General features: G+C 45.1%; 18 protein-coding genes. 14 read left to right on the top strand and 4 right to left on the bottom strand.

Annotated elements, in window-relative coordinates:
• The first annotated feature begins 382 nt into the window (after nt 1-382).
• From LEP1GSC060_RS08250 to pssA, 9 genes are all read left to right on the top strand, one after another.
• A complete protein-coding gene (locus LEP1GSC060_RS08250; RefSeq protein ID WP_003000798.1) occupies nt 383-2,596 on the top strand; it encodes a DUF3604 domain-containing protein in 2,214 nt (737 codons plus the stop codon).
• A gap of 1 nt (nt 2,597) precedes the next feature.
• Nucleotides 2,598-3,449 (top strand): peptidyl-prolyl cis-trans isomerase, encoded by an 852-nt coding sequence (locus tag LEP1GSC060_RS08245; RefSeq protein ID WP_003000900.1) that lies wholly within the window; start codon nt 2,598-2,600, stop codon nt 3,447-3,449.
• A complete protein-coding gene (locus LEP1GSC060_RS08240) occupies nt 3,446-4,669 on the top strand; it encodes a HupE/UreJ family protein (RefSeq protein WP_003001057.1) in 1,224 nt (407 codons plus the stop codon). The genes LEP1GSC060_RS08245 and LEP1GSC060_RS08240 overlap by 4 nt, the downstream gene beginning before the upstream one ends.
• 23 nt (nt 4,670-4,692) lie before the next feature.
• Nucleotides 4,693-6,756, top strand: coding sequence for a TonB-dependent receptor (locus LEP1GSC060_RS08235; RefSeq protein ID WP_155119651.1), 2,064 nt, complete (start codon nt 4,693-4,695; stop codon nt 6,754-6,756).
• Between the two features lie 132 nt (nt 6,757-6,888).
• Entirely contained in the window at nt 6,889-7,500 is a 612-nt protein-coding gene (lexA, locus tag LEP1GSC060_RS08230) for a transcriptional repressor LexA (RefSeq protein ID WP_003001094.1), read from the top strand.
• A gap of 38 nt (nt 7,501-7,538) precedes the next feature.
• Nucleotides 7,539-7,829: an LA_1448 family UV-C exposure upregulated protein gene (locus LEP1GSC060_RS08225; protein ID WP_003000991.1), complete on the top strand. Its 291-nt coding sequence runs from the start codon at nt 7,539-7,541 to the stop codon at nt 7,827-7,829.
• Entirely contained in the window at nt 7,819-9,207 is a 1,389-nt protein-coding gene (locus LEP1GSC060_RS08220; protein WP_003001132.1) for a S41 family peptidase, read from the top strand. Before LEP1GSC060_RS08225 ends, LEP1GSC060_RS08220 begins: the two co-directional genes overlap by 11 nt.
• A 4-nt stretch (nt 9,208-9,211) precedes the next feature.
• The gene (gene tsaD / locus LEP1GSC060_RS08215) at nt 9,212-10,228 is read left to right on the top strand and encodes a tRNA (adenosine(37)-N6)-threonylcarbamoyltransferase complex transferase subunit TsaD (protein WP_003000763.1); all 1,017 of its coding nucleotides are present in this window, start codon (nt 9,212-9,214) and stop codon (nt 10,226-10,228) included.
• Nucleotides 10,225-10,989, top strand: coding sequence for a CDP-diacylglycerol--serine O-phosphatidyltransferase (pssA, locus tag LEP1GSC060_RS08210; RefSeq protein ID WP_003001048.1), 765 nt, complete (start codon nt 10,225-10,227; stop codon nt 10,987-10,989). The genes tsaD and pssA overlap by 4 nt, the downstream gene beginning before the upstream one ends.
• A 192-nt stretch (nt 10,990-11,181) precedes the next feature.
• Here the strand turns inward: pssA and LEP1GSC060_RS08205 are convergent, their stop codons facing one another.
• Nucleotides 11,182-12,975, bottom strand: a complete 1,794-nt coding sequence (locus LEP1GSC060_RS08205; RefSeq protein ID WP_003001248.1) for a hypothetical protein — start codon at nt 12,973-12,975, stop codon at nt 11,182-11,184.
• Nucleotides 12,972-14,105: a hypothetical protein gene (locus tag LEP1GSC060_RS08200; protein ID WP_036095911.1), complete on the bottom strand. Its 1,134-nt coding sequence runs from the start codon at nt 14,103-14,105 to the stop codon at nt 12,972-12,974. Before LEP1GSC060_RS08200 ends, LEP1GSC060_RS08205 begins: the two co-directional genes overlap by 4 nt.
• A gap of 311 nt (nt 14,106-14,416) precedes the next feature.
• On the opposite strand from LEP1GSC060_RS08200, the gene LEP1GSC060_RS08195 reads away from it, so the two are divergent.
• From LEP1GSC060_RS08195 to LEP1GSC060_RS08175, 5 genes are read left to right on the top strand one after another with little or no spacing between them, the layout of a single operon-like run.
• Nucleotides 14,417-14,641, top strand: coding sequence for an LIC12298 family protein (locus LEP1GSC060_RS08195; protein WP_003000958.1), 225 nt, complete (start codon nt 14,417-14,419; stop codon nt 14,639-14,641).
• Nucleotides 14,638-15,336 carry a JAB domain-containing protein gene (locus tag LEP1GSC060_RS08190; protein ID WP_003001182.1) on the top strand — a complete coding sequence of 233 codons (699 nt, stop codon included), beginning with the start codon at nt 14,638-14,640 and terminating at the stop codon, nt 15,334-15,336. The genes LEP1GSC060_RS08195 and LEP1GSC060_RS08190 overlap by 4 nt, the downstream gene beginning before the upstream one ends.
• Complete coding sequence (locus LEP1GSC060_RS08185; protein ID WP_003000964.1) at nt 15,330-16,085, top strand: ABC transporter permease; 756 nt, start codon at nt 15,330-15,332, stop codon at nt 16,083-16,085. Before LEP1GSC060_RS08190 ends, LEP1GSC060_RS08185 begins: the two co-directional genes overlap by 7 nt.
• Nucleotides 16,082-17,368: an ABC transporter ATP-binding protein gene (locus LEP1GSC060_RS08180; protein WP_003001168.1), complete on the top strand. Its 1,287-nt coding sequence runs from the start codon at nt 16,082-16,084 to the stop codon at nt 17,366-17,368. The genes LEP1GSC060_RS08185 and LEP1GSC060_RS08180 overlap by 4 nt, the downstream gene beginning before the upstream one ends.
• Before the next feature lie 48 nt (nt 17,369-17,416).
• The gene (locus tag LEP1GSC060_RS08175; RefSeq protein WP_003000777.1) at nt 17,417-18,727 is read left to right on the top strand and encodes a UDP-glucose dehydrogenase family protein; all 1,311 of its coding nucleotides are present in this window, start codon (nt 17,417-17,419) and stop codon (nt 18,725-18,727) included.
• 244 nt (nt 18,728-18,971) lie between these two features.
• On the opposite strand, the gene LEP1GSC060_RS08170 is transcribed toward LEP1GSC060_RS08175, so the two are convergent.
• The gene (locus LEP1GSC060_RS08170) at nt 18,972-20,057 is read right to left on the bottom strand and encodes a 5-(carboxyamino)imidazole ribonucleotide synthase (protein WP_080634539.1); all 1,086 of its coding nucleotides are present in this window, start codon (nt 20,055-20,057) and stop codon (nt 18,972-18,974) included.
• A 41-nt stretch (nt 20,058-20,098) separates the two neighbouring features.
• A complete protein-coding gene (gene purE, locus LEP1GSC060_RS08165; protein ID WP_003001155.1) occupies nt 20,099-20,587 on the bottom strand; it encodes a 5-(carboxyamino)imidazole ribonucleotide mutase in 489 nt (162 codons plus the stop codon).
• Between the last annotated feature and the right edge of the window lie 16 nt (nt 20,588-20,603).

Here is a 20,603-nt window from a genome sequence, read left to right as displayed (position 1 = left end):
ATAGAGAGCGGCGGCGCTCGGGTTTTTGGGCTGGACCGCGCTTTTCGCTCCAATTCCTTCGGAATTAAAACTCAATATTTCTCCCTATGGGTCGAAATATATAATCGCTTTCGCATTTGTTATACCGAACTCACGTTTTTCAGAGAGATTTAATCTCAATTAGAGCAGCTTTTTATCTGCTATAACAAACAATGAATAAGCATAAACAGAAAGTGCTTCTGCAAATCAACCTATATTTCTTATATTTGATTATTTTTGTATGCTATAATGGAAATTGATTGCATTTTGTCCTCTGCGTTCTCAGAATGTCCCTGATTTCTCGCTGGGAACGGTTCTTTCCGTCGGAGGAAAGTTGTAGGCGAGATTAGAAACGGAGAATCGAATGAGGAAAAATTTCCTGAAGTCAGTTACTTTTGTCGGGATCGCGTTTGTTTTTGCGATCAATGCTTGGAAGGAAGGTTGGATCGGAGCGCCTTCCCATCCTAAAGTGGATTCTGCAATACGAGCGGATTCGGCTGAAAAATCGTCTCGGGAAAAACAAATCTTATTCGGCGACTTACACGTACATACCACGTATTCCATGGATGCGTATGCGATCAGTTTACCGATGCTCAACGGAGAAGGAGCCCATCCGCCCAAGGACGCCTGCGACTTTGCAAGGTATTGTTCTTCTTTGGATTTTTGGTCCATCAACGATCACGCGGAAGGTTTAACTCCGAAACAATGGCAGGAAGAAAAAGATCTGATCCGCCGGTGTAATGCAAGCGCGGGGGATCCTAAAAATCCGGATTTGGTTTCCTTCTTAGGTTGGGAATGGACTCAGATGGGAACCACCGTACAGGATCACTACGGACATAGAAACGTAATCCTGAAAGACACAGAAGAAGACAAGGTTCCCGCAAGGCCGATCGCCGCGTCCGGTCCGTATACGGATCTTTTTTCGGGCCCTCCGTTTATTATGAGAAACGTTTTAAAAATCATAGCTCCCGGAGGAAATAGACAAGCCTATTACGATTTTGCGGATTTTGTAACCGATCGTCTTTCTTACAAACATTGTCCGTCCGGAGTTCCCGTAAAGGAATTGCCGAAGGATTGTACGGAATGGGCGGCGACTCCTTCCGAACTTTTTGAAAAATTACAACAATGGAATATACCTTCTTTGGTGATTCCACACGGAACCGTTTGGGGGTTTTATACTCCTCCCGGAATCACGTTCGATAAACAATTAAAAGGAAAAGATCATAACGAAGACCTGCAAAAGTTAGTCGAAATCTATTCCGGTCACGGTAACGCGGAAGAATACCGCCCTTGGCAGGAAGTCGGTTTTGATCCAAACGGAAAACCGGTTTGTAACGAACCTCACTTCGGTTATGAACCTTCCTGTTGGAGAGCGGGAGAAATCATCCGAAAAAGATGTTTTAAGGAAGGTGAATCTCCGAGAGAATGCGAGTTAAGAGCCGCACAGGCCAGAGAAAATCACGCGGTCGCCGGCGTTTCCGGTTTTGCAACCGTACCGGGAGCCGACTTGGATGATTGGGGAAATTCGGGACAATGCCCCGATTGTTTTTTACCCGCTTTCAATCACAGGCCCGGTAATTCCGTTCAATATGCATTAGCAATTACTAATTTTGATAATCCTCATAAACCTAGAAACTTTCGTTTCGGTTTTATCGGTTCGAGCGATTCCCACACCGCGAGGGCGGGCAACGGTTATAAGGAATACTGGAGAAAATCCCTGACCGAAACGGCGGGGCCTGAAAAACCGAACGCGTTCGGAATGATGGAACCCGCGAAAAACAGAAAGAAACCGGTCGCCTATTCCAAACCTTTTAGTCCGAAGGGTTTGACTCCTTTCGAAATCATGGATAACGAAAGACAGGCTTCTTTTTTTCTCACGGGAGGACTCGTCGCCGTACATTCCAACGGTAGAGACAGGGATTCCATCTGGGATTCTTTGAATCGAAAAGAAGTCTACGCAACATCGGGAGATAGAATTCTACTTTGGTTCGATTTAAAAAACGATTCGGGTAAAAAATCGGAAACCGTCGCTTCGATGGGTTCGGAGGTTCGTTTATCCAAAAATCCCACTTTCAAAGTTCGCGCGGTCGGAGCGTTCAAACAGAAACCGGGTTGTCCCGATAGCGGCATCTCCGGAATCGGAGCCGAACGTCTGCAAAGACTTTGTAAGGGGGAATGTTATCATCCTTCTTCCGAAAGAAAAAAGATCGTAAGAATAGAAGTGGTTCGTATTCTTCCTCAAATTTCTCCGAACGAACCCGTCGCGAAGTTGATTCAAGATCCTTGGAAGACCTTACCTTGTAAATCGGATCCCTCCGGTTGTGAGGCGGAATTTCAAGACACGAGTTATGCCGATTTGGGAAGAGACGCCGTTTATTACGTAAGAGCGATCGAAGAAAAGTCCCCCGCGATCAACGGAGGACAACTCCGATGCGAATACGACGATCAAGGACGTTGTATCAAAGTAAAACCTTGTTACGGAGACTATCGCACCGATCCGAATGACGACTGTTTGGCGAATGTGGAAGAGAGGGCTTGGTCTTCTCCCATCTATTTGATCGCGTCGAAACAAAAATAAGATGTTCACTTGGAAAGCCGGCAGTTTGGAGCCTAAATATTTTTTAGGAGCGGGGGCGTTTTTCGGTTTTTTACTAGCGTTAGTCGGTTTGTTGTTCCCCGAAAAGGAAATTTTTCTTTCCGACACGATCGCGGAAGTGAACGGAACATATATTAGCAAAGATGAATATTTTCGCGTTTTATCCGGTTATGCTTCCGACAGTAAAAATCCGATTACGGAGGAAGTGAGAGCCGGAATACTGGAAAGATTGATCGAAGAGGAATTATTGGTGCAAAGAGGATTGGAATTGGGTTTTGCGCAAAGGGATCGTTCGATCCGAGGTTCGATCGTTAGAACGGTCATTCAATCCGTACTTTCCGAAAACGTTTCCGAAAAACCGAACGTTGCCGAACTGAGGACTTATTTTCTATCCAATCGGGAAAAATTTCTAAAAACCTCCCGTTATAAAATAGTTGTGTACGAACAATCAAACGAGGAATCCGCCCGTCAAATTTCAAAACAATTGAAAGAAACCGGGAAAACGGAAGCGCCTAACGTGTCGGATATTCCGAATTCCTTATTACCCTTGCGTAAACTTCTAGACTATCTGGGTCCGGACTTAGTTGGAGCCTTAAAGGATTTAAAATCGGGAGAAGTATCCGATCCGATAAGGTTCGGAGAAAAATTCTTAATCGTCAAAGTACTCGCTCGACAACCGGGTCAAATTCCCGATTTCGATTCCGTAAGAGAAGAAGTCGAAGCGTCTTTTTTACAAGAGAACGGGGATCGGGCGCTTAGGGAATATTTGGATCGATTGAAAACAAAATCCAAAATCGAAAGAAATTTGCCGATTTCCGAGGAAGGACGAGGATGAAACGGTTAATTTATATCCTTATAATATTCCTTTTTTCGAATGAACTTTTTTCCCACAATAGAAGCGAATCCTTTTCCGTTTGGAAGGTCGCGGCCAATACCCTCGGCGGGGTTATAACGATTCCCGCAAGGGAAGCGACTCGTATTCCGTTCACGGACGGAGAAACGGGCGATTTATCCGATCATTTCGCTTCCTATATTCGATCCCACGTTTTCGTTCGTTCGGGAGACAAGGATTGTTCGCTTTCCGATCCTCCTCGTTCTCTTAGATCCAATTCCGCATTTCTGAAATTGGAGATCGTTTTCCGGTGCGAAAATTCCTCTCCGGATTTTATGATTTATACGGGGTTATTCGAATACGCTCCTTCTCATCTTCATTATTCTCGTTTGAGTTTGGAGGATGGAAACTTGGTCGAAAATTTATTTCAATCCAAAAGAACCGAATGGAATTTTCAAAACAAAGCGGCTTCTAAAATTTCCGGATTTTTTCCGTTCGTAACCGCGGGAATCGAACATATCGGCACCGGAATCGATCATATCGTCTTTTTACTGGCGATCCTATTGGCGAGTAAACATTGGAAGGAGGTTTTGGTTTCCATCACCGGTTTTACCCTCGGTCATAGTTTCACTCTTTCGATCGCGGTGTTGGGAAGAATCAAACCGGATATTGCCGGAATCGAAGCTTTCATCGGCCTTACCATACTGATCGTAGCCGCAGAATCGGTGTTAGTCGGAGAAAAACATCGCAATCGAATTTCAATCCTGATCGCGTCCGTTCCTTGGATCGTCGGATTACTCGCTTGGCGGGTTCGGATCCTTGAAGGTCACGTATTGTTTGCGTATTTCGGTATGTCCCTTTTTGCGGCGTGTTATCTATTTCTCAATCCGTATGTGACCGATTTGAAATCGAGAGGTTTGTATTCGGGAATCACAACTCTTGCCTTCGGTATGATTCACGGTTTCGGTTTTGCCGGATTTTTACTGGAAACCGGACTGGATCGGGATCGTTTATTGGCCCCGCTTTTCGGCTTCAATTTGGGAGTGGAAATCGGTCAAATGATTTTGGTCGGTTTCGCGCTTTCGATCGTTTGGTGCGTAAATCGGCGGTTGTTTCCCAAGATAAAACCCGAATTTCGAGAGATCGTCCCCTTATTTCTATTATTCCTGCTCGCGACGTTAGGAACGTATTGGTTTATACGACGCAGCTTTCAAATCGATTGATCCGGAATGAATTTCGAAACTTAATGTGGATTTGGATCGGGTTTTTAATATTAGGAATATTGAATTCGATTGGGGCGCAAGAACGGCATCAAGACAAAGAAGAAACGAAAAAGAAAGAAATCGTCGTAACGGGAAGGGCGGATTTTACGACCGCAAGTGCAGCCAGCGAAGGCGCCGTTCGATCCGAACAGATTCGGTCCAGACCGATTTCAAGAACGGGAGAGATTGCGGAATTTGTTCCCGGAATGATCGCCACTCAACACAGCGGATCCGGCAAAGCAAATCAATATTTTCTGCGCGGTTTTAACTTGGATCACGGAACCGATTTCGCTTCCAACGTAAACGGAATTCCGGTTAACAATCCTTCTCACGGACACGGTCAGGGTTATTCCGATATCGGCTTTCTCATCCCGGAACTTATAGAAGAGATCAAATTTAAAAAGGGAGTTTATTCGGCGGAGGAAGGGAACTTCTCTTCCGCGGGTTCCATGAATGTGTCTTATTTTCGTTCTCTCAAAAAAGGAATCGCTTCCTTAGAAGGAGGAACTTTCGGTTACGGAAGGACGGTCGTCGCAAAGTCGCATTCGATCGGTACCGGAAATTTACTCTACGCATTCGAAGGCGCGCATTCCGACGGACCTTGGACCGTTAAAGAAGATTATAAAAAAGTAAACGGAGTGTTGAGTTACGGCGGCGGAGACGAACAAAACGGATATCGTTTATTAGCAATGGGTTATAGAGGGAATTGGCATACGACTCATCAGATTCCGAAAAGAGCGATCGAAACAGGGATGTCTTGGTTGGAACCGGAGAAAGAAAGAATCGGAAGATTCGATACGATCGATCCGACAGACGGAGGCTCTACGAATCGGGTTTCTTTTTCGGGAGAGGCCAATCATACGGATAAAAATTCGCATGCAAAAATTCTAATCTATGGTTTGTATAACGATCTTTCCCTTTTTTCGAACACCACCTATTACCTTGAGGATCCGGAACGAGGGGATCAGATAGAACAAACGGACAAAAGAACCGTATCCGGTCTCAAGTCGAGTTATAAAATTCGATCCGCATGGAACGAGATCAAATTTGAAAATTCAGTCGGGATTCAGGTCCGAAGGGATTTTATCGACAACGCCCTTTATCATACGGAAAAAAGGGCGGAACTCGAAACCGTTCAATCGAATCGGATCATTGAAACCAATCTTTCCGTCTATTACGAAAATAGAATTCAATGGAATTCTAAAATCAGAACCGTACTTGGAATCAGGGCGGATCAATTTCAATTTCACGTCGACGATCGCAATTCGGAACAGAACGACCGAAAACGCGCTTCGATCGCAAATCCAAAAGCGGGAATGATTTTCGGGCCTTGGTTGAATACGGAACTTTACTTAAACGCAGGCAGAGGATTTCATACGAACGACGCAAGAGGACTTACGGAAAACAAACATTCTTTCACACCGATCGTAATGTCTCGCGGAGGAGAATTCGGAGTCAGAAACGTACTGTTAGAACGTTGGAAAACCGCATTGAGTTTATGGCAGTTGGATTTGGATTCCGAGCTCGTATTCGAAGGAGACGCAGCTACAACCGCAGCGAGCCGATCCAGTACAAGAAGAGGACTGGAATGGTCCAATCGTTTCGAACCGATTGAAAATCTGATCTTGGACGCGGACGTATCGATTTCAAGATCCAGATTCAGGGGGGACGAAAAAACCGGGAACTTCATCCCGGGCTCCATCGAACACGTTTACTCGGGTGGAATCACAATTAAGGAAACAAACGGTTTTTTCGGTTCGGTCCGAGGCAGATACTTCGGACCTCGGGCTTTGATAGAAGACAATAGCGTGAGGTCCTCTCCAACCGCCCTATTCAATCTGCAAGTCGGAAAAAAGTTCGACGAAGTATGGAGTATAACATTCGAAATATTGAATATTCAAAATGCAAGAGTGAGCGATATAGATTATTATTACGCTTCCCGATTAAAATCCGAAGCGGAGGCTCCGGACCAAGGAGGAACCAACGATATTCACACTCGACCTGCTTCTCCGCGATCGATTCGTCTTTCCGTCCGAGCCTTATTTTAACGCGAGTTCGGCTTAAGAAAATCCGGGCGAAATCCACTTTGGGTTTGCTCAAGCGCCCGGGCCGCGTTTGCAAAACTCCTTTTTACTATTTTTGTGTTGACTTAGCATTTATTCACTACTAAGTTGTTTAGTATGAAAGACCTGACAGACAAGCAACAGGCTGTCCTTACGTTTATAGCCGCCATCATCAAGGAACGCGGTTTCCCTCCTACAATTCGAGAAATCGGAGACGAGTTCGGAATTACCGCGAAAGGCGCCTACGATCATCTCAAAGCGATTGAAAAAAAGGGTTATCTCAAAACCGCTAAAAATCAATCCAGGGCCATAGAACTCATTCGTCAGAGCCCGATGGAATCTCTTCCCGTTCAGGCTACGAGTATTCCGGTCATAGGAAGGGTAGCGGCCGGTCTTCCGATCTTTGCCGAGGAAAATATCGAATCGTACATTCCGGTTCCGGACGAGATGGCAAAGGGGAACGTTCCCATGTATGCCCTTCGTGTTCAGGGAGATTCCATGATCGAAGTCGGGATCAACGACGGAGACATTGCGATCATCGAAAAGAGAGACATCGCTCGGAACGGAGAGATCGTAGTCGCTCTCATCGAAGACGAAGCGACTTTGAAAGTATATTACAAAGAGCAGGATCAGATTCGTCTTGAAGCGAGAAACCCGAAATACAAACCGATCAAAACTAAGAAAGCGACTGTGATGGGAAAGTTGATCGGTTTGTATCGAATTTACTGATTGACAGAGGAAGAAACTCGCCTGAAACTTCGGACAGAGTGTTCCCACGAAATTTCTTTCTTTTTATCATTCTTCTTTTCGTTTTCCAATGCAGCCCTTCTAAAAAAGAAATCACCGAAGGTGATTTAAAAAGGGTATTGGAAAGAATCAGCATCGCACGGATCAATGCCAATCTCAAAGCGTCTTCTGAAAAACCCGCACCCGACGATCTTGCATTTTTTCTGGAAGCCTGTTCCGTGTATCGATTGGATCCCGATCGTGTACTGGAGAGTTTGAAACAAAAAAGCCCCGCTTTGCACGAGGCATTGATCAAAAAATATGAAAAATAAAGAAAGAATGGTCTGGATCGGAATCGTTTCCTTTCTCAGCTTTGCGCTCATTCTTCCCACCGGAACCGTAAAAGGGATTTCAAAATCCGGAGAATCGTATCTTCAAATTTTTCACGAAGTATTGTCTTACATTCATTCCGATTACGTGGAATCCGTGGACGAGGAAAAACTCTATCTGGGAGCGATCCGCGGACTCATTTCCTCCTTGGGAGATCCACATTCCCGTTTTATGGACAAGGACGATTTTTCCCAACTCCAAGAGGAAACCCGGGGCAGTTTCGGCGGACTGGGAATGGAAGTTTCCTTTGCGGACGGGGCCATCGTCGTCATTTCTCCGATCGAAGATACACCCGCGATGAAAGCGGGAATTCTGCCTCAGGATAGAATCATAGAGATCGACGGAAAAAATACACACGACCTTTCTCTTTCCGATTCCATCAAACTGATGCGAGGTAAAGTCGGAACATCGGTTTCGATCAAACTCGAAAGAAAAAATCAGAAAGAACCGTTCGTTCTCACCTTAGTCAGGGAAATGATCAAGATCCGTTACGTTCGTTCTTCTTTTTTGGAAAAAGAAAAACTGGGATATATCAAACTCAATCAGTTCATGGGAAAGGATAACACCCTTTCCGAGTTTAAAAGAGAATTGAATTCCCTCAAAGAAAAAGGCGCCGAAGGACTTATCATAGATCTGAGAATGAATCCGGGCGGACTTCTCGATCTAGCGATCGCTCTTTCCGACTTATTTTTAAAACCGGATTTGGATATCGTATCCGTAAGGGGAAGAGGTGGGGAACTCGTGCGCGTTTTTCGTTCCACCGCCGGAAACGATAAGTTCACCAATCTTCCGTTAGTCGTTCTTATCAACGAAGGTTCCGCCAGCGCCTCCGAAATTTTTGCGGGGGCCATGCAGGATCACGGAAGGGGAAAAATTCTCGGGACGGTTTCTTTCGGAAAGGGTTCCGTTCAGAACATATATCCTCTTTCGCATAACACCGGAATTGCGCTCACGATTCAGAAGTATTTCACCCCGAGCGGAAAGTCCATTCACGGAAAAGGAATTCAACCCGACGTAATCGTAAAATCCGTAGAACCTACCGAGGACGATCGTTTTTACATCCGCAAAATGGCGGAAAAGAAAATGCTCGAAACCTTTCTTGCAAAAAATCCGAATTATTCCGAAGCGAGTTTCGCTCTTTTTGAAAAGTATCTTTCCGAAAAAGGAATCAAACTCACCACGGAAGTAGCCAGATTTTTATACAAAAGCAGAACCCGTCAGGAAGGACAAAACGCGATTTTGGATTTGGAACTCGACCCGCAACTTCGTAAGGCGATCGAAACCCTGAATACTTCCAAAGACGGAGAAAAGAAATCTTAAATCCATGATCGGAATGGGAATCGAAACCAGTTGCGACGAGACTTCTATCGGAATCGTCCGCGACGGAAGAGAGTTGCTCAGCCTCGGAATTTTCAGCCAGATCGATCTGCACAAACCTTACGGAGGGATCGTGCCGGAAATCGCGTCCCGAGCCCATTTGGAAAAAATCAATCTTCTCTTGGAAGAAACGATGGAAGAGGCCAAGATTCGGTTCGAAGATCTTTCTTACGTCGCGGTCACATCTTCCCCGGGTTTGACCGGGTCCTTGATGGTCGGGGCTCAGATGGCTCGTTGTATCCATATGGTGTACGGAACTCCGATTTTACCGGTTTGTCATCTACAGTCCCATTTTGCAGCGTTACATCTGGAGGGAGTTCCCACAGAATTTCCGGTTCTCGGTTTATTACTTTCCGGGGGAAATTCCGCCATTTATACATTAAAAGAATTCGGTAGAATGGAACTCGTCGGAGATACGATGGACGACGCTTTGGGAGAAGCCTTTGATAAGGTTGCGGGTCTTTTGGATCTTCCGTATCCGGGAGGGCCGCCTATAGAAGCGAAGGCGAAAGAATACGTTCCTTCCCCGAACGAAAAAGCGATTCTTCCTCCTCTCCTACGAAACCTTCCGCAGGATCAGGTTTCTTTTTCCTTCAGCGGACTCAAAACCGCCGTGATGGTTCTACTGGAAAAACAGAAGGAACTTTCCAAGGAACAAATTTGTTGGAATTTTCAGAATTCCGCGTTCGATCTCGTGGAAAGAAATTTGAAACGTGCCGTCGCAAAAACCGGAATCCGAAGGATCTTTGCGGCGGGCGGGGTGCTCGCAAATTCCACTCTCCAGGAACGATTGAAGTTTTGGGCCGAGAAAAATTCCGTGGAACTTTTTGCTCCCCGAAAAAAAATTTATTGTACCGATAACGGCGCCATGGTAGCTTCACTGGGATACTATTTGTTCCGAAAAGGTTACAAAAGAGACATCGATTTTACGGTCAGTCCGTCCAGACAGGAGATTTTTTTATGAAACTCAAACTCAGTTGGGTTCCTAACACTCTTACACTCGGAAATCTCACGATGGGATTTAGCGCGATGCTTATAGCGTCGGAAGCGGAATCCAGGGGAGGAAGCGAATTGCAGGCTTATACGCTTGCAGGTTTTTTTATATTGCTCGCCGCTCTTTGCGACGGATTGGACGGAATGGCTGCAAGGGCCTTGAACGCAACTTCCGAGTTGGGCGCGGACCTCGACAGTCTGGCGGATCTGACCGCGTTCGGAATCGCTCCCGGTTATTTGATGTATCAGATGGTTCTCTGCGAATATAAGATCGACGTTTTCGGAAAGGAAGATCTTTTTCCGATCGGAATGCTCGTCGCGGCGATTTTCCCGATCTGCGCCGCGTATCGACTTGCAAGATTCAACGTGGCGCACGACCCGAAATCTTTTACCGGATTGCCCTCTCCCGTTGCGGGAGTTACGGTCGGATTTTTTCCGATCTTTTTGAACGCGAGTTCCGCGCCTCATTGGATCACGATCGCAGCCTTCGTGTTGATCGCCGTATTGATGGTTTCCAACATACGTTATTCGAAACCGCAGGCGGCGATCCGATCCAAACTCAATCCGACCCGATTGTTTTTACTGCTCGCGGGGGGTACGATTTTACTCGCTCTCATCGGACTCAACCGTTGGCCTTGGCTCATCTACGGGCTGATTTTTTTCTATATCTTTTCCGGGATTATAACCTTCCTCATCCATCTGATCCAAGAATTTAGGGTGAAGTTGGACTAAAATTTCCGAAAAAGAGGGGATCGAACCCTAAAAGAAGGAATCGCGGCGGGAATTTCGAATAAAACCGGATTGAAAAAACCCTAAAAGACGGGATTCGAGTCCTGGTTCGTCTTTGAAAAACAAAGTCGCTCGGTTTTTCAGCGGAAAACGTCCTATAAAGAAAAAACTATAATTTTTGAATATTCAAAAAAATTAAAACGGAAATTGCGCTTGTAAGTTGATCCAGATCCCGTCGTTTTTATTTTCCTTTTTTCTGGAATGACTGACCGTAAAAGCGACGTAAGGCGATAACAACCTCAGACGAAACGAAGAAGGACGATCCGTAAAAATCAAACTCGTTTCGTCTCTCGCGGTCCTCGCTTCAAAAAGAGAGTCCGTTCGATTTCCTTCCTTCTGAAATAAAAAAGCGCCTTCGACATTCCAGGATTCGCTCAAACGAAAGGACCATTTTCCTTCGGTGATATTGTCCCCGTTGATTCTCCATTCTTGGCCCGCTTCGATCGTAAATCGTTTTCGATAGAGTCCGTAGTAAATTCCGCGACCGAGAGTTTCGTTCGTATAATTCCTAAGAGAAAGAAAAATCCCGCCCCAGGACGGATCGTAAATGATCGGAGCCTTGCCCGCGATGATCTCCTTCGGAGTGTTTTCGGAAAAACTCGGATTAACCGGTTGATCTCCCGAAAAACCCGAGTTGGTTTGTGCGGACTCTTTGGATCCGAAATCGGATTGTTTACTTTCGTTTTGCAAAGGACGATTCCAAGCGCGAATCCATTCCAGAGAAAAGGTCGAGTGGGAAACGATTCCCAAACGGGCGAGTTCCGCCTTACCTTTCAGTTCTCTTCGATCCGGATCGAGAGCGAAAATATCCTCGCTTTTACCGCGATAACCCGTGAGTTTCCATTCTGAATTTAGTTTTTCCGAAAAAACGGAAGTGTAGAAGGTTCCGTCCGTTTCTTTTTTTTCGCCGAAGGTTTGAATCCGGGAAACGATCGTAGGACCGGAAAGTGTGAACGCCCTCGATTGGAAGTTTACGGAAACGTAATGTTTTTTCATTTCGGGAGAATACGCGAATTCGAACAAATTCATCGGAGATACGAGATAGATTCCCGGTTTCCGTTTGGCCTCCTGTTCGGAAAAATACGTTCCCAAGGACCAATCGTTTCGTTTGAAAGCGAAGAACCCGGCTTTATGAATCGCCTGATCGATCTCCGGAAGAGCGGTATAAAAATCGTTGTCCCTTAAAAAATAAAAATTTTCCAAAGGACGAAACCGATGGCCGAAACTCGCCCTGAAAAACTTTTGATCGATTTTTCCGGATAAAAAAGGGGTTCCGTTTCTCGTTTCCGCAAAACCTGTCAAACAATTCGATTGAGAAACCTGATTTTTCAAAATCGAATCCCGCTCGGTCGAAACGATTTGTCGTTTTACGTCGATTGGAATTCGCGACCGAATCGAATGATCCGATAAAAATCCGGTTTGTTTTTCATCGTCTTGCCGCGGTTTATCGATCAAAGCCGTCCGGCTCGTTTCGTTTTTTATCTTACAATTCGAGGTTTTGAAAAACCAATTCTCTTTCGAAGTATGAAAATATCTAGATTCGTAAGTTTCGAACGTCGCTCCGATTCTGGATTCCACGCCGAAAAGCGAGGAGGTCCCCAAAAAAAAGATCAACTTTAGGAAGAACGTAAATTTAAAAGATAAGGAATATTCAAAAAAACTAATTTTATATGAGGTCGTAAAATACGGGGATTTGTTTTTGAGGCGTAGGTTTGAAAAAACGGTTTTCGTTTTGCTCCGTAATTTCTTTTCTAAAAACCGACTTTCAACCCCCGAAATTCGGATTTGTCCAAACCTTCTTACATCGAATTCACGTAAAATTAAACTCTTCCAAAATCGACTTTTCGGTTTCGTAAACCGAAAATAAGAACGCGCCAAAACCGCACATAACTTAGAGACCGCAAAGAACAACGCCGGAACGGAACTCATCGTTTCTCCTCGGAAGGAAACGAATTCACCCGCTTCGGTTTCGGATTTTTCTTTTTTAAAAGAACGAACAACTTGGTTTGTTCCTTTTCGGAAAGGGAATCGAAAAGATCCGAAAATTCCTCCCGGGAACGGGAACTTGCCCTATGGATTTTTAACGCGGAAGAAAGCGGAAAACCGGCGGATAACAATTCTTGAATGGAAAAAGAAAAGATCGTATAACGACGGATTGGCGAGGGGCCTTTCGTTTTGTCTTTCTCCCAGTCTTGAGAAGCGGAGAGATCGGATTTGTGTTTTGATTTTGTGTCGTCGGAACCTTTCGACGGATCCGAATTTTTGGATCCGAAGAACGAACGCGACTCGAAGTTGTTTGCGGATTCGAAGCGGGCGTTCGGCTCTAAACCGTCCTGGGAGACGTGATTCACTCCGAATTTTCCGGTTAAAAAAGATTCTTCTTCTCCGATTCGATTTCCGAAAAAGGAAGAGGAAAATTTTTCCCAGGAAATTCCGATTCCCAGAGTCCATTGATCCTCCGTTTGAGAACCGTTCCAAGTTCTCGTAACTCCTAAAAACAAACGAAACTCTTGGGAAAAGGGGGAATGAAGAAAGAAAGATGCGGTTTTGAAATTTTCTCCGGCCTTTCCGAAAACTTGGATCGTTTGTTTGTCCGGAATTTCCAGATAAACCCCGAAAACACACAGATCTTTTTCTCCTCTTTCCCAGCCTACAAAAAAGGAAGGACGAAGAAAATTCTCCCCGGAAAAAAAAGAACCCTGAAGACCCGCGTAGGTTCGATGAACGGCGGAAATCTCAGTCGGTACAACTCTGTGATTTTCATACAAAAAAGAGGTTTTCCAGAAATGTTTGCGGTCTCGTTTCCAAAACGGAAACTCAAACCAAGCTCCGTACGAAGGAGGAAAATTCTTTCGGGTTGTAAACAAACCTCCCCAAGAAAGTCCGGAGTTTTCTCGAACCGCAAAAAACGTCGGGTCGAGTTCGGATCTGTAAACTCCGGACTGATCCTCCGCATCCCAAGAACCAAAACTCAAAAGAAAAACGCAGAAACAAAACGGGACTTGAAACTTTCGGAAAGAATTTTCCGGTCTTAAAAAATTGAATTTGGATTTCCCCACTCCCGAAGCGGTTCGGAGAAATCGTTTCTCGGAGTGGAGATTTGAAAAAAAACGCAATTCTTTCGAAAAAAAATCCAAAACTCAAACTTTTTGTCCGGGGGAATCGTTACTATAAGGAACAGAAACGGAGAAAAACCGGGGATTTTAAATTCAAAAGATTCTCAGCCTAAAATTTATGATTTTTAAAAAAAGAATGGTTTTGGGTTGACATTTACTACTATTTTGATTAGTATATACATATCTGTTTAGTGAATTATCCTGTTATTTTATCTGTTTATGTCGTCTAATTTATTAAGAATGGAGAGAAGACTATGATCATTCGATCTCTGCAAGAATCAGCAAATTACCAGAGAAAACGTGGCGGTCTCGCCGGATCCGGTCCGAACTGGAAGGAACGGACTCGTGCCGGAGAATCGAATCTAAAATCCTTCGCGGATTATCTGGAAGAAGCGTTTGAAGGGGAAGTCGTTCAAAAAGGAATTTGGTTTTCAGATTCTCTTTCTGAGCTGAGTAAAAACAATCTGAAGCGGATTTGAAGTCTAGCGGAAAACTCTCTGAAAAGTTGAGTCCTTTTCCCGATCCCAGAACGCGGATCGCGTACGAAGCCGAGGCCCTGGAAGACTGGGAGCTTTTGGCTGTACTTCTGGGAAGAGGGAATCGGGCTCAACCGATCGAAGAACTTAGCCGCGAAATTTTGCACCAAAGCAAAGGATTGGGCGGCCTACTTCAAAAGCAGGTTGTCGATCTTCGTAAAATTCCAGGGGTAGGAAATGCCAAAGCGACTACCTTACTCGCTGCCATAGAAATCGCGAGACGTCTCAAATGGGAGGCTTTGAAAGGCAGGCGGTATTCTTCCGAACAACTTCTCAATTTTCTCGCTACCAGTTTAATCCCTAAGAACCGAGAATGTTTCGTTCTGATCACTCTTTCTCCGGAAGGTGCGGTTTTACGAGCCGAGATCGTTGCGGTGGGAGGTTTGGAGGAGGTGGGAGTTCAAACCAGAGATCTTTTGAAAATTATTTTAAACGACGCGGCTTCTTCCGTAATCATCGCACACAATCATCCCGAATCCAGTTCCAAACCCAGCGAAGAAGATCTTTGGATCTATGAAAACTTCGGAGGACTTTTGGAAACTCTCGGTCTGGAGCTTTTGGATCAATGGATTTTTGGAATTGACGGGATCTATTCTTGCAAGAAAGGTAAGGTTCTCCAGGCGAAAACGAAGTGTTGAAAAGTTTACCGATTCTTTGGATTTTAGTGAGGAGAGATTACGCCTTACAATTCGCAGGAAGCGTTCTCGGTATCTCTTGGATGCTCGTTCAAAATTTCAGCCTGATTTTGATCTACACCGTCGTCTTTTTATTCCTTCATTTAAAGGGAAATCCGGAATCGGCTTCGGATTTTATCGGATACGCATTCAGCGGACTTTTATTTTGGATCCCACTCCAGGAATACATGATCCGCGGAACCTCGATTCTTACGGAGAATCGGCAGTTGATCAAAAGATCCCCTCTGGGTCCGGAGATTTTTCTCTGGATTCCTTACGTTCAGATGCTCGTTCACTTTGCGGTGACCGCCGTTCCCGTTCTGATCGTTCTAATCGTTTTAAAAAAATTGAATGTATTTCTTTTTCCGCTTTCGATTTTTGTAATGTTTTCCGTCGGATATTTACTTTCTTTCATTCAAGGATATTTGGCGAGGGCAAACGTGATCCTGCGGGACATTACCCCTCTCATTCGGTTGATCTCTCAATTCTTTTTTTGGTCCCTACCGATCCTGTACTTGTCCACGGGTTTTTTACATTCCGTCAACGTTTGGAATCCCCTTAACTTTCCTCTCGAGTTGTTTCGGTTTTTTTTGTTAAACGACTTTGTTCCCGTTTTTCATTGGAAGGAATTTCTTCCATCCTTGGTTCTTTTTCCTTTGATCGGAACATTAAGTCGTTCTAAATTTCATTCCGTCATTTTGGATCATCTTTGAGTTTAAAAGTAGAAAATCTAAATAAGGTTTACGCCGGTTATAGCGGTCCTTTTCAAAGAATTTTAAACGTCCTTTCTCTCGGGTTTTTAGGAAACGACGTCAAATTCGACGCGCTTAAAAACGTAAGTTTTCAAGTTTCTTCGGGAGAAATCGTAGGTTTGATCGGAAGAAACGGGGCCGGAAAATCCACTCTTTTAAAAGTTCTCACCGGTGTGTCGTCTTACGCGTCCGGAAAAATTTTAAAAACGGGATCGTTGCGTTCCATCTTGGAACTCGGGGTGGGATTCAATCCCGAACTTTCGGGAGAGGAAAATCTCTATTACAACGGGCTCGTCTGGGGTCTGAGTCCGAACGAAATCCGATCCTCCATGAACGAAATTTTCGAATTCTCCGGTCTACAAGAATTTAAGAATATTCCAATTAAACAATATTCTTCCGGAATGGTGATGCGCCTCGGATTTGCGCTCGCCACTTTTTCGAGACCCGATATTCTCATCGTGGACGAGGCTCTCGCGGTGGGCGACGCGAGTTTTCAACAAAAATGTCTCCATCGTTTTCGTTCCTTCCAAGAACAAGGGACCATGACCTTGATCGTTAGTCACGATCTTGAACTTTTAAAATCCGTTTGTTCCCGGGTTTTGATTTTGGAAAAAGGAAAATTGGTTTTTGACGGAGATCCGGTGGATGGTTTTCGGGAATACATGCAAATTATCGCGGAAAGCGGACAGGAAACGATCCTTCCGTTTCAAAAAGATTCGATTGTGGAAAGTCTTTCCGTGGATTTAGATCTTATCGTATATTCAAAAAATTCACCGACCCAAGATTTACAACAAACTTCGGGCCGAACCGATCGGAACCCTGTAAGGGGTTTGAAATACAAGGACCCGACGAACCCACAAATTTTTCCAGTGGGTTCCGAAGTGGAAATTTCAGTTCACGTAATATTCAAAAAGGATATTCCGGATCTCACCGTAGGTTTTCACATCGACGACGCTCGGGGAATTCGCGCCTTCGGGACGAACACGTTTCATCTCGGACATTCCTTAAAAAACATTCTCGCGGGGGAATCCGTGTCGGCGATCTTTCGACTTCCTTTGAATTTTTCCGCGGGCCAATATTCTCTCGGCCTTGCCTTACACGAAGGCGACAATCACGCAGGAAAGAGTTATCTCTGGAAGGACGGAATTCTTTCCTTCGAACTGGAACGTCTGGATCTGCCTAAATTTGAGGGCGCGGCCTGGCTCCCGGTGCAATGTCACCTCAAAAAAGACGCCCCTTCCTGATTTATTTTTCTTTCTCAGCGCGGAAACGTCTGAATTCTGGTTCTCAATATGAAAGTTTGTGTGATCGGAAGCGGGTATGTAGGTCTTGTTGCGGGCGCTTGTTTTGCGGAGTACGGAAATCAAGTGATTTGTGTCGATAAGGACGAAACGAAAATCGCAAATCTTAAAAAAGGAATCATTCCTATCTACGAACCGGGTCTTTCCGAACTGGTCCTAAACAACTGGAAGGAAAAAAGGCTCGAGTTTACCGTTTCTCTGAGAGAAGGGGTGGAAAAGTCGGATCTCATTTTTATCGCTGTGGGAACTCCCACTTTACCGGACGGTTCTTCGGATCTTTCGGCGGTATTTGCAGTCGCCAAAGAAATCGGTAAATCGATCAACGGTTACAAGGTCGTGGTAGACAAGTCCACGGTTCCGGTCGGAACTGCGGCCCAGGTCAAAGCGATCATCGCAAACGAAACCAAGGAAGAATTCGACGTCGTTTCCAATCCCGAATTTTTGAAAGAGGGCGCCGCGATCGACGACTTTATGCGCCCCGAAAGAGTTGTGATCGGAGCCGAAACCCGAAAAGCCGGAGACTTGGTCGCACAACTCTACGCTCCTTTCGTTCTGAACGGAAATCCGATTCTTAGAATGGGAGTCGTTTCCGCCGAACTCACGAAATATGCGTGTAACGCGTTTCTCGCGACTAAGATTTCATTTTCCAACGAGATCGCCAATCTCTGCGAAGTCGTGGGCGCAAACTACGAAGACGTCCGTAAAGGGATGGGAACCGATTCCAGAATCGGTAGGCAGTTTTTATACGCGGGAATCGGTTACGGAGGTTCTTGTTTTCCAAAGGACGTTCGCGCTCTGATCAAAACCTCGGAAGACGAGGGCGCTCCTCTTCGGATCATTCGCAAAGTGGAAGAGGTTAACGAGGCGCAAAAACTCAGACTCTATGAGAAAATCGTTAAGTTCTACGGAGAGTCGAACCTTTCCGGAAAGACGTTCGCGGTTTGGGGACTTTCTTTCAAACCCGGCACCGACGATATGAGAGAGGCCCCTTCGATTCCTCTGCTGTTGAAATTACATGATAAAAACGTAAAATTACAGGTTTACGATCCGGTCTCCAAAGAAACCTCGAGCGTTTACTTTGAAGGTAAAGTGGAATACTCGGTCGACGCTTATTCCGCTTTGAAAGGCGCGGACGCTTTGTTGCTCTTAACCGAATGGAGAGAATTCAGAGAGCCCGATTTTTCAAAGATCAAGGGTCTTTTGAAAAACAAGGTGATCTTCGACGGAAGAAATCAATATTCCCCGGAGCTGCTGAAAAAAGAAGGGTTTCAATACTTTTCGATCGGTAAGCCGAGCCCCTGAAACGCGACCCTTAGAGAGCGTTTCACTTACTTCTGAGAACGATTCATTGCAATAGGTGCCATTCACTATGGATCATTCGGCAGGAAGCGAGGTTGAGTTTAGTCAAGCCTCTTCGCGCCGGAATCCTTTTTCGGAATGGTGCATAAGAAAAACAGAATATTCTAAAATTATAGTTAAAAATCGACTCCACTTTAAGAATTGATTTTTAATGTCGACGATCCTCTCCGGTCGTTTGTTTGAAAATTCAATCCCAGTCTAAAAAAGCGGATTTCGGATCGGGACCGGAATAGTTCCAATGTCCCATCTTCCTCCCGTTTCGAGTTTCGGTTTTACCGTAGAGGTGGAGGTGATAATAAGGATTTTCTAATGCGTTATTCCAAAGGGGAGAACCGGGTTTGTAATCTTCGCCTAAAATATTTTTCATCACAACCGATTTTGCCGGAATGTTTTCGGGCGCCGGAAGGTCGCAAAGAGTTCTCAACTGAAGGGAAAATTGGGAAAGAGTTCCCGAGTTTTGACTGAAATGCCCCGAGTTATGCGGTCTGGGAGCGAATTCGTTACAAAGAATTTCCTCGTCTTTGATGAAAAATTCAATCCCGAAAACCCCCACGTAATCGATCGTCTCCGCTAATTTTTTCGCGTAGTTTACGAGTTTGTCTCGAATCGTATCCGAAAAATTTCCGGGATAAAACGTGAGATCCAAAATATGATTCTTATGAATGTTTTCGGACGGAAGAAAGTTTAAAATTTTGCCGTCTTGAAATCTTGCAAGAATCACCGAAGCCTCGGAAGTGAACGGAAAAAATTCCTCAACGATATGATTGAGTTCCTTGAGAGAGGAAAACGCCGCAATCAGATCGTCTTTCGTTTTGCACTGAATTTGACCTTTTCCGTCGTAACCCATCGTGTTCGTTTTTAAGATACAAGGAAATCTCACGTTGGAAAGAACAGAAAGTTTATCCTCTTCCGTAAAAACGGGATAAAAATTTACGGTCGGAATTCCCGCTTTTTGAAAGGAAGTTTTTTCCTTCCATCGATTTTGTGCGATTCGGATACAATTCGGGGAAGGACGAACTTTGAGTCCGGTTCGTCTTGAGAAATTTTCTATCGTAGTAAGTGCAATTTCAGGAATATTCTCAAATTCGAATGTAAGGGCGTCTATGTTTTCCAAAAAAAAAGTCAGAGCGTTTTCGTCTTCGTATGCGGATACGTATTCCTTGGCCCCGGCTCCCGCAGCGGGAGAATTTTTTTCCGGAGAATAAACGGAAACCTCGTATCCGAAAGGGATCGCTTCCAAGCAGAACATTCTAGCGAGTTGTCCGCCCCCCATAACTCCGAGTCGAGAGCCGGGACGAAGAGATTTGTCGTCTTTCACAAAAGATCCTTGTTTTTGGAAAGAGCTTCCTCTCGAATTTGATTTCGATATTGTTCTAGTTTTTCGGAAAGTTTAGAATCCTGAAGGGAAAGAATTCTCGCCGCGAGGAGGCCGGCGTTTTTTGCACCCGCGGTTCCGATCGCAAGAGTTCCGACGGGAACTCCGCCGGGCATCTGAACGATGGACAGGAGACTGTCCAAGCCGTTTAACGTTTTGCTTGGAACGGGAACGCCTAAAACGGGAAGAGTGGTCATCGAGGCGACCATCCCGGGGAGATGAGCGGCTCCTCCGGCTCCCGCGATGATGACGGAATAACCGTTTTGTTTCGCCGATTTAGAAAATTCCAACATAAGCTCCGGCGATCTATGCGCGGAGACGATTTCTTTGTGCACCGATACGCCGAGTTCTTTCAAGATGGATTCGGCTTCTTTCATCGTTTCCCAGTCGGAATGACTTCCCATGATGATTGCAACTTTTGCGCTCAAGATTTTTCTCCTGCTA

It is taken from the genome of Leptospira weilii serovar Ranarum str. ICFT (assembly GCF_000332415.1).
In the GTDB taxonomy this organism is placed as follows: domain Bacteria; phylum Spirochaetota; class Leptospiria; order Leptospirales; family Leptospiraceae; genus Leptospira; species Leptospira weilii_A.
Note: the sequence above shows the minus strand (reverse complement) of the source record. Positions and strands in the feature narration are given on the sequence as shown.

What these genes read in the sequence shown, in the direction of transcription:
- LEP1GSC060_RS08250 (WP_003000798.1), top strand. Translation starts at nt 383, where the DNA reads ATGAGGAAAAATTTCCTGAAGTCAGTTACTTTTGTCGGGATCGCGTTT.
- LEP1GSC060_RS08245 (WP_003000900.1), top strand. Translation starts at nt 2,598, where the DNA reads ATGTTCACTTGGAAAGCCGGCAGTTTGGAGCCTAAATATTTTTTAGGA.
- LEP1GSC060_RS08240 (WP_003001057.1), top strand. Translation starts at nt 3,446, where the DNA reads ATGAAACGGTTAATTTATATCCTTATAATATTCCTTTTTTCGAATGAA.
- LEP1GSC060_RS08235 (WP_155119651.1), top strand. Translation starts at nt 4,693, where the DNA reads ATGTGGATTTGGATCGGGTTTTTAATATTAGGAATATTGAATTCGATT.
- lexA (WP_003001094.1), top strand. Translation starts at nt 6,889, where the DNA reads ATGAAAGACCTGACAGACAAGCAACAGGCTGTCCTTACGTTTATAGCC.
- LEP1GSC060_RS08220 (WP_003001132.1), top strand. Translation starts at nt 7,819, where the DNA reads ATGAAAAATAAAGAAAGAATGGTCTGGATCGGAATCGTTTCCTTTCTC.
- tsaD (WP_003000763.1), top strand. Translation starts at nt 9,212, where the DNA reads ATGATCGGAATGGGAATCGAAACCAGTTGCGACGAGACTTCTATCGGA.
- pssA (WP_003001048.1), top strand. Translation starts at nt 10,225, where the DNA reads ATGAAACTCAAACTCAGTTGGGTTCCTAACACTCTTACACTCGGAAAT.
- LEP1GSC060_RS08205 (WP_003001248.1), bottom strand. Translation starts at nt 12,975, where the DNA reads ATGAGTTCCGTTCCGGCGTTGTTCTTTGCGGTCTCTAAGTTATGTGCG.
- LEP1GSC060_RS08195 (WP_003000958.1), top strand. Translation starts at nt 14,417, where the DNA reads ATGATCATTCGATCTCTGCAAGAATCAGCAAATTACCAGAGAAAACGT.
- LEP1GSC060_RS08175 (WP_003000777.1), top strand. Translation starts at nt 17,417, where the DNA reads ATGAAAGTTTGTGTGATCGGAAGCGGGTATGTAGGTCTTGTTGCGGGC.
- LEP1GSC060_RS08170 (WP_080634539.1), bottom strand. Translation starts at nt 20,057, where the DNA reads ATGGGGGGCGGACAACTCGCTAGAATGTTCTGCTTGGAAGCGATCCCT.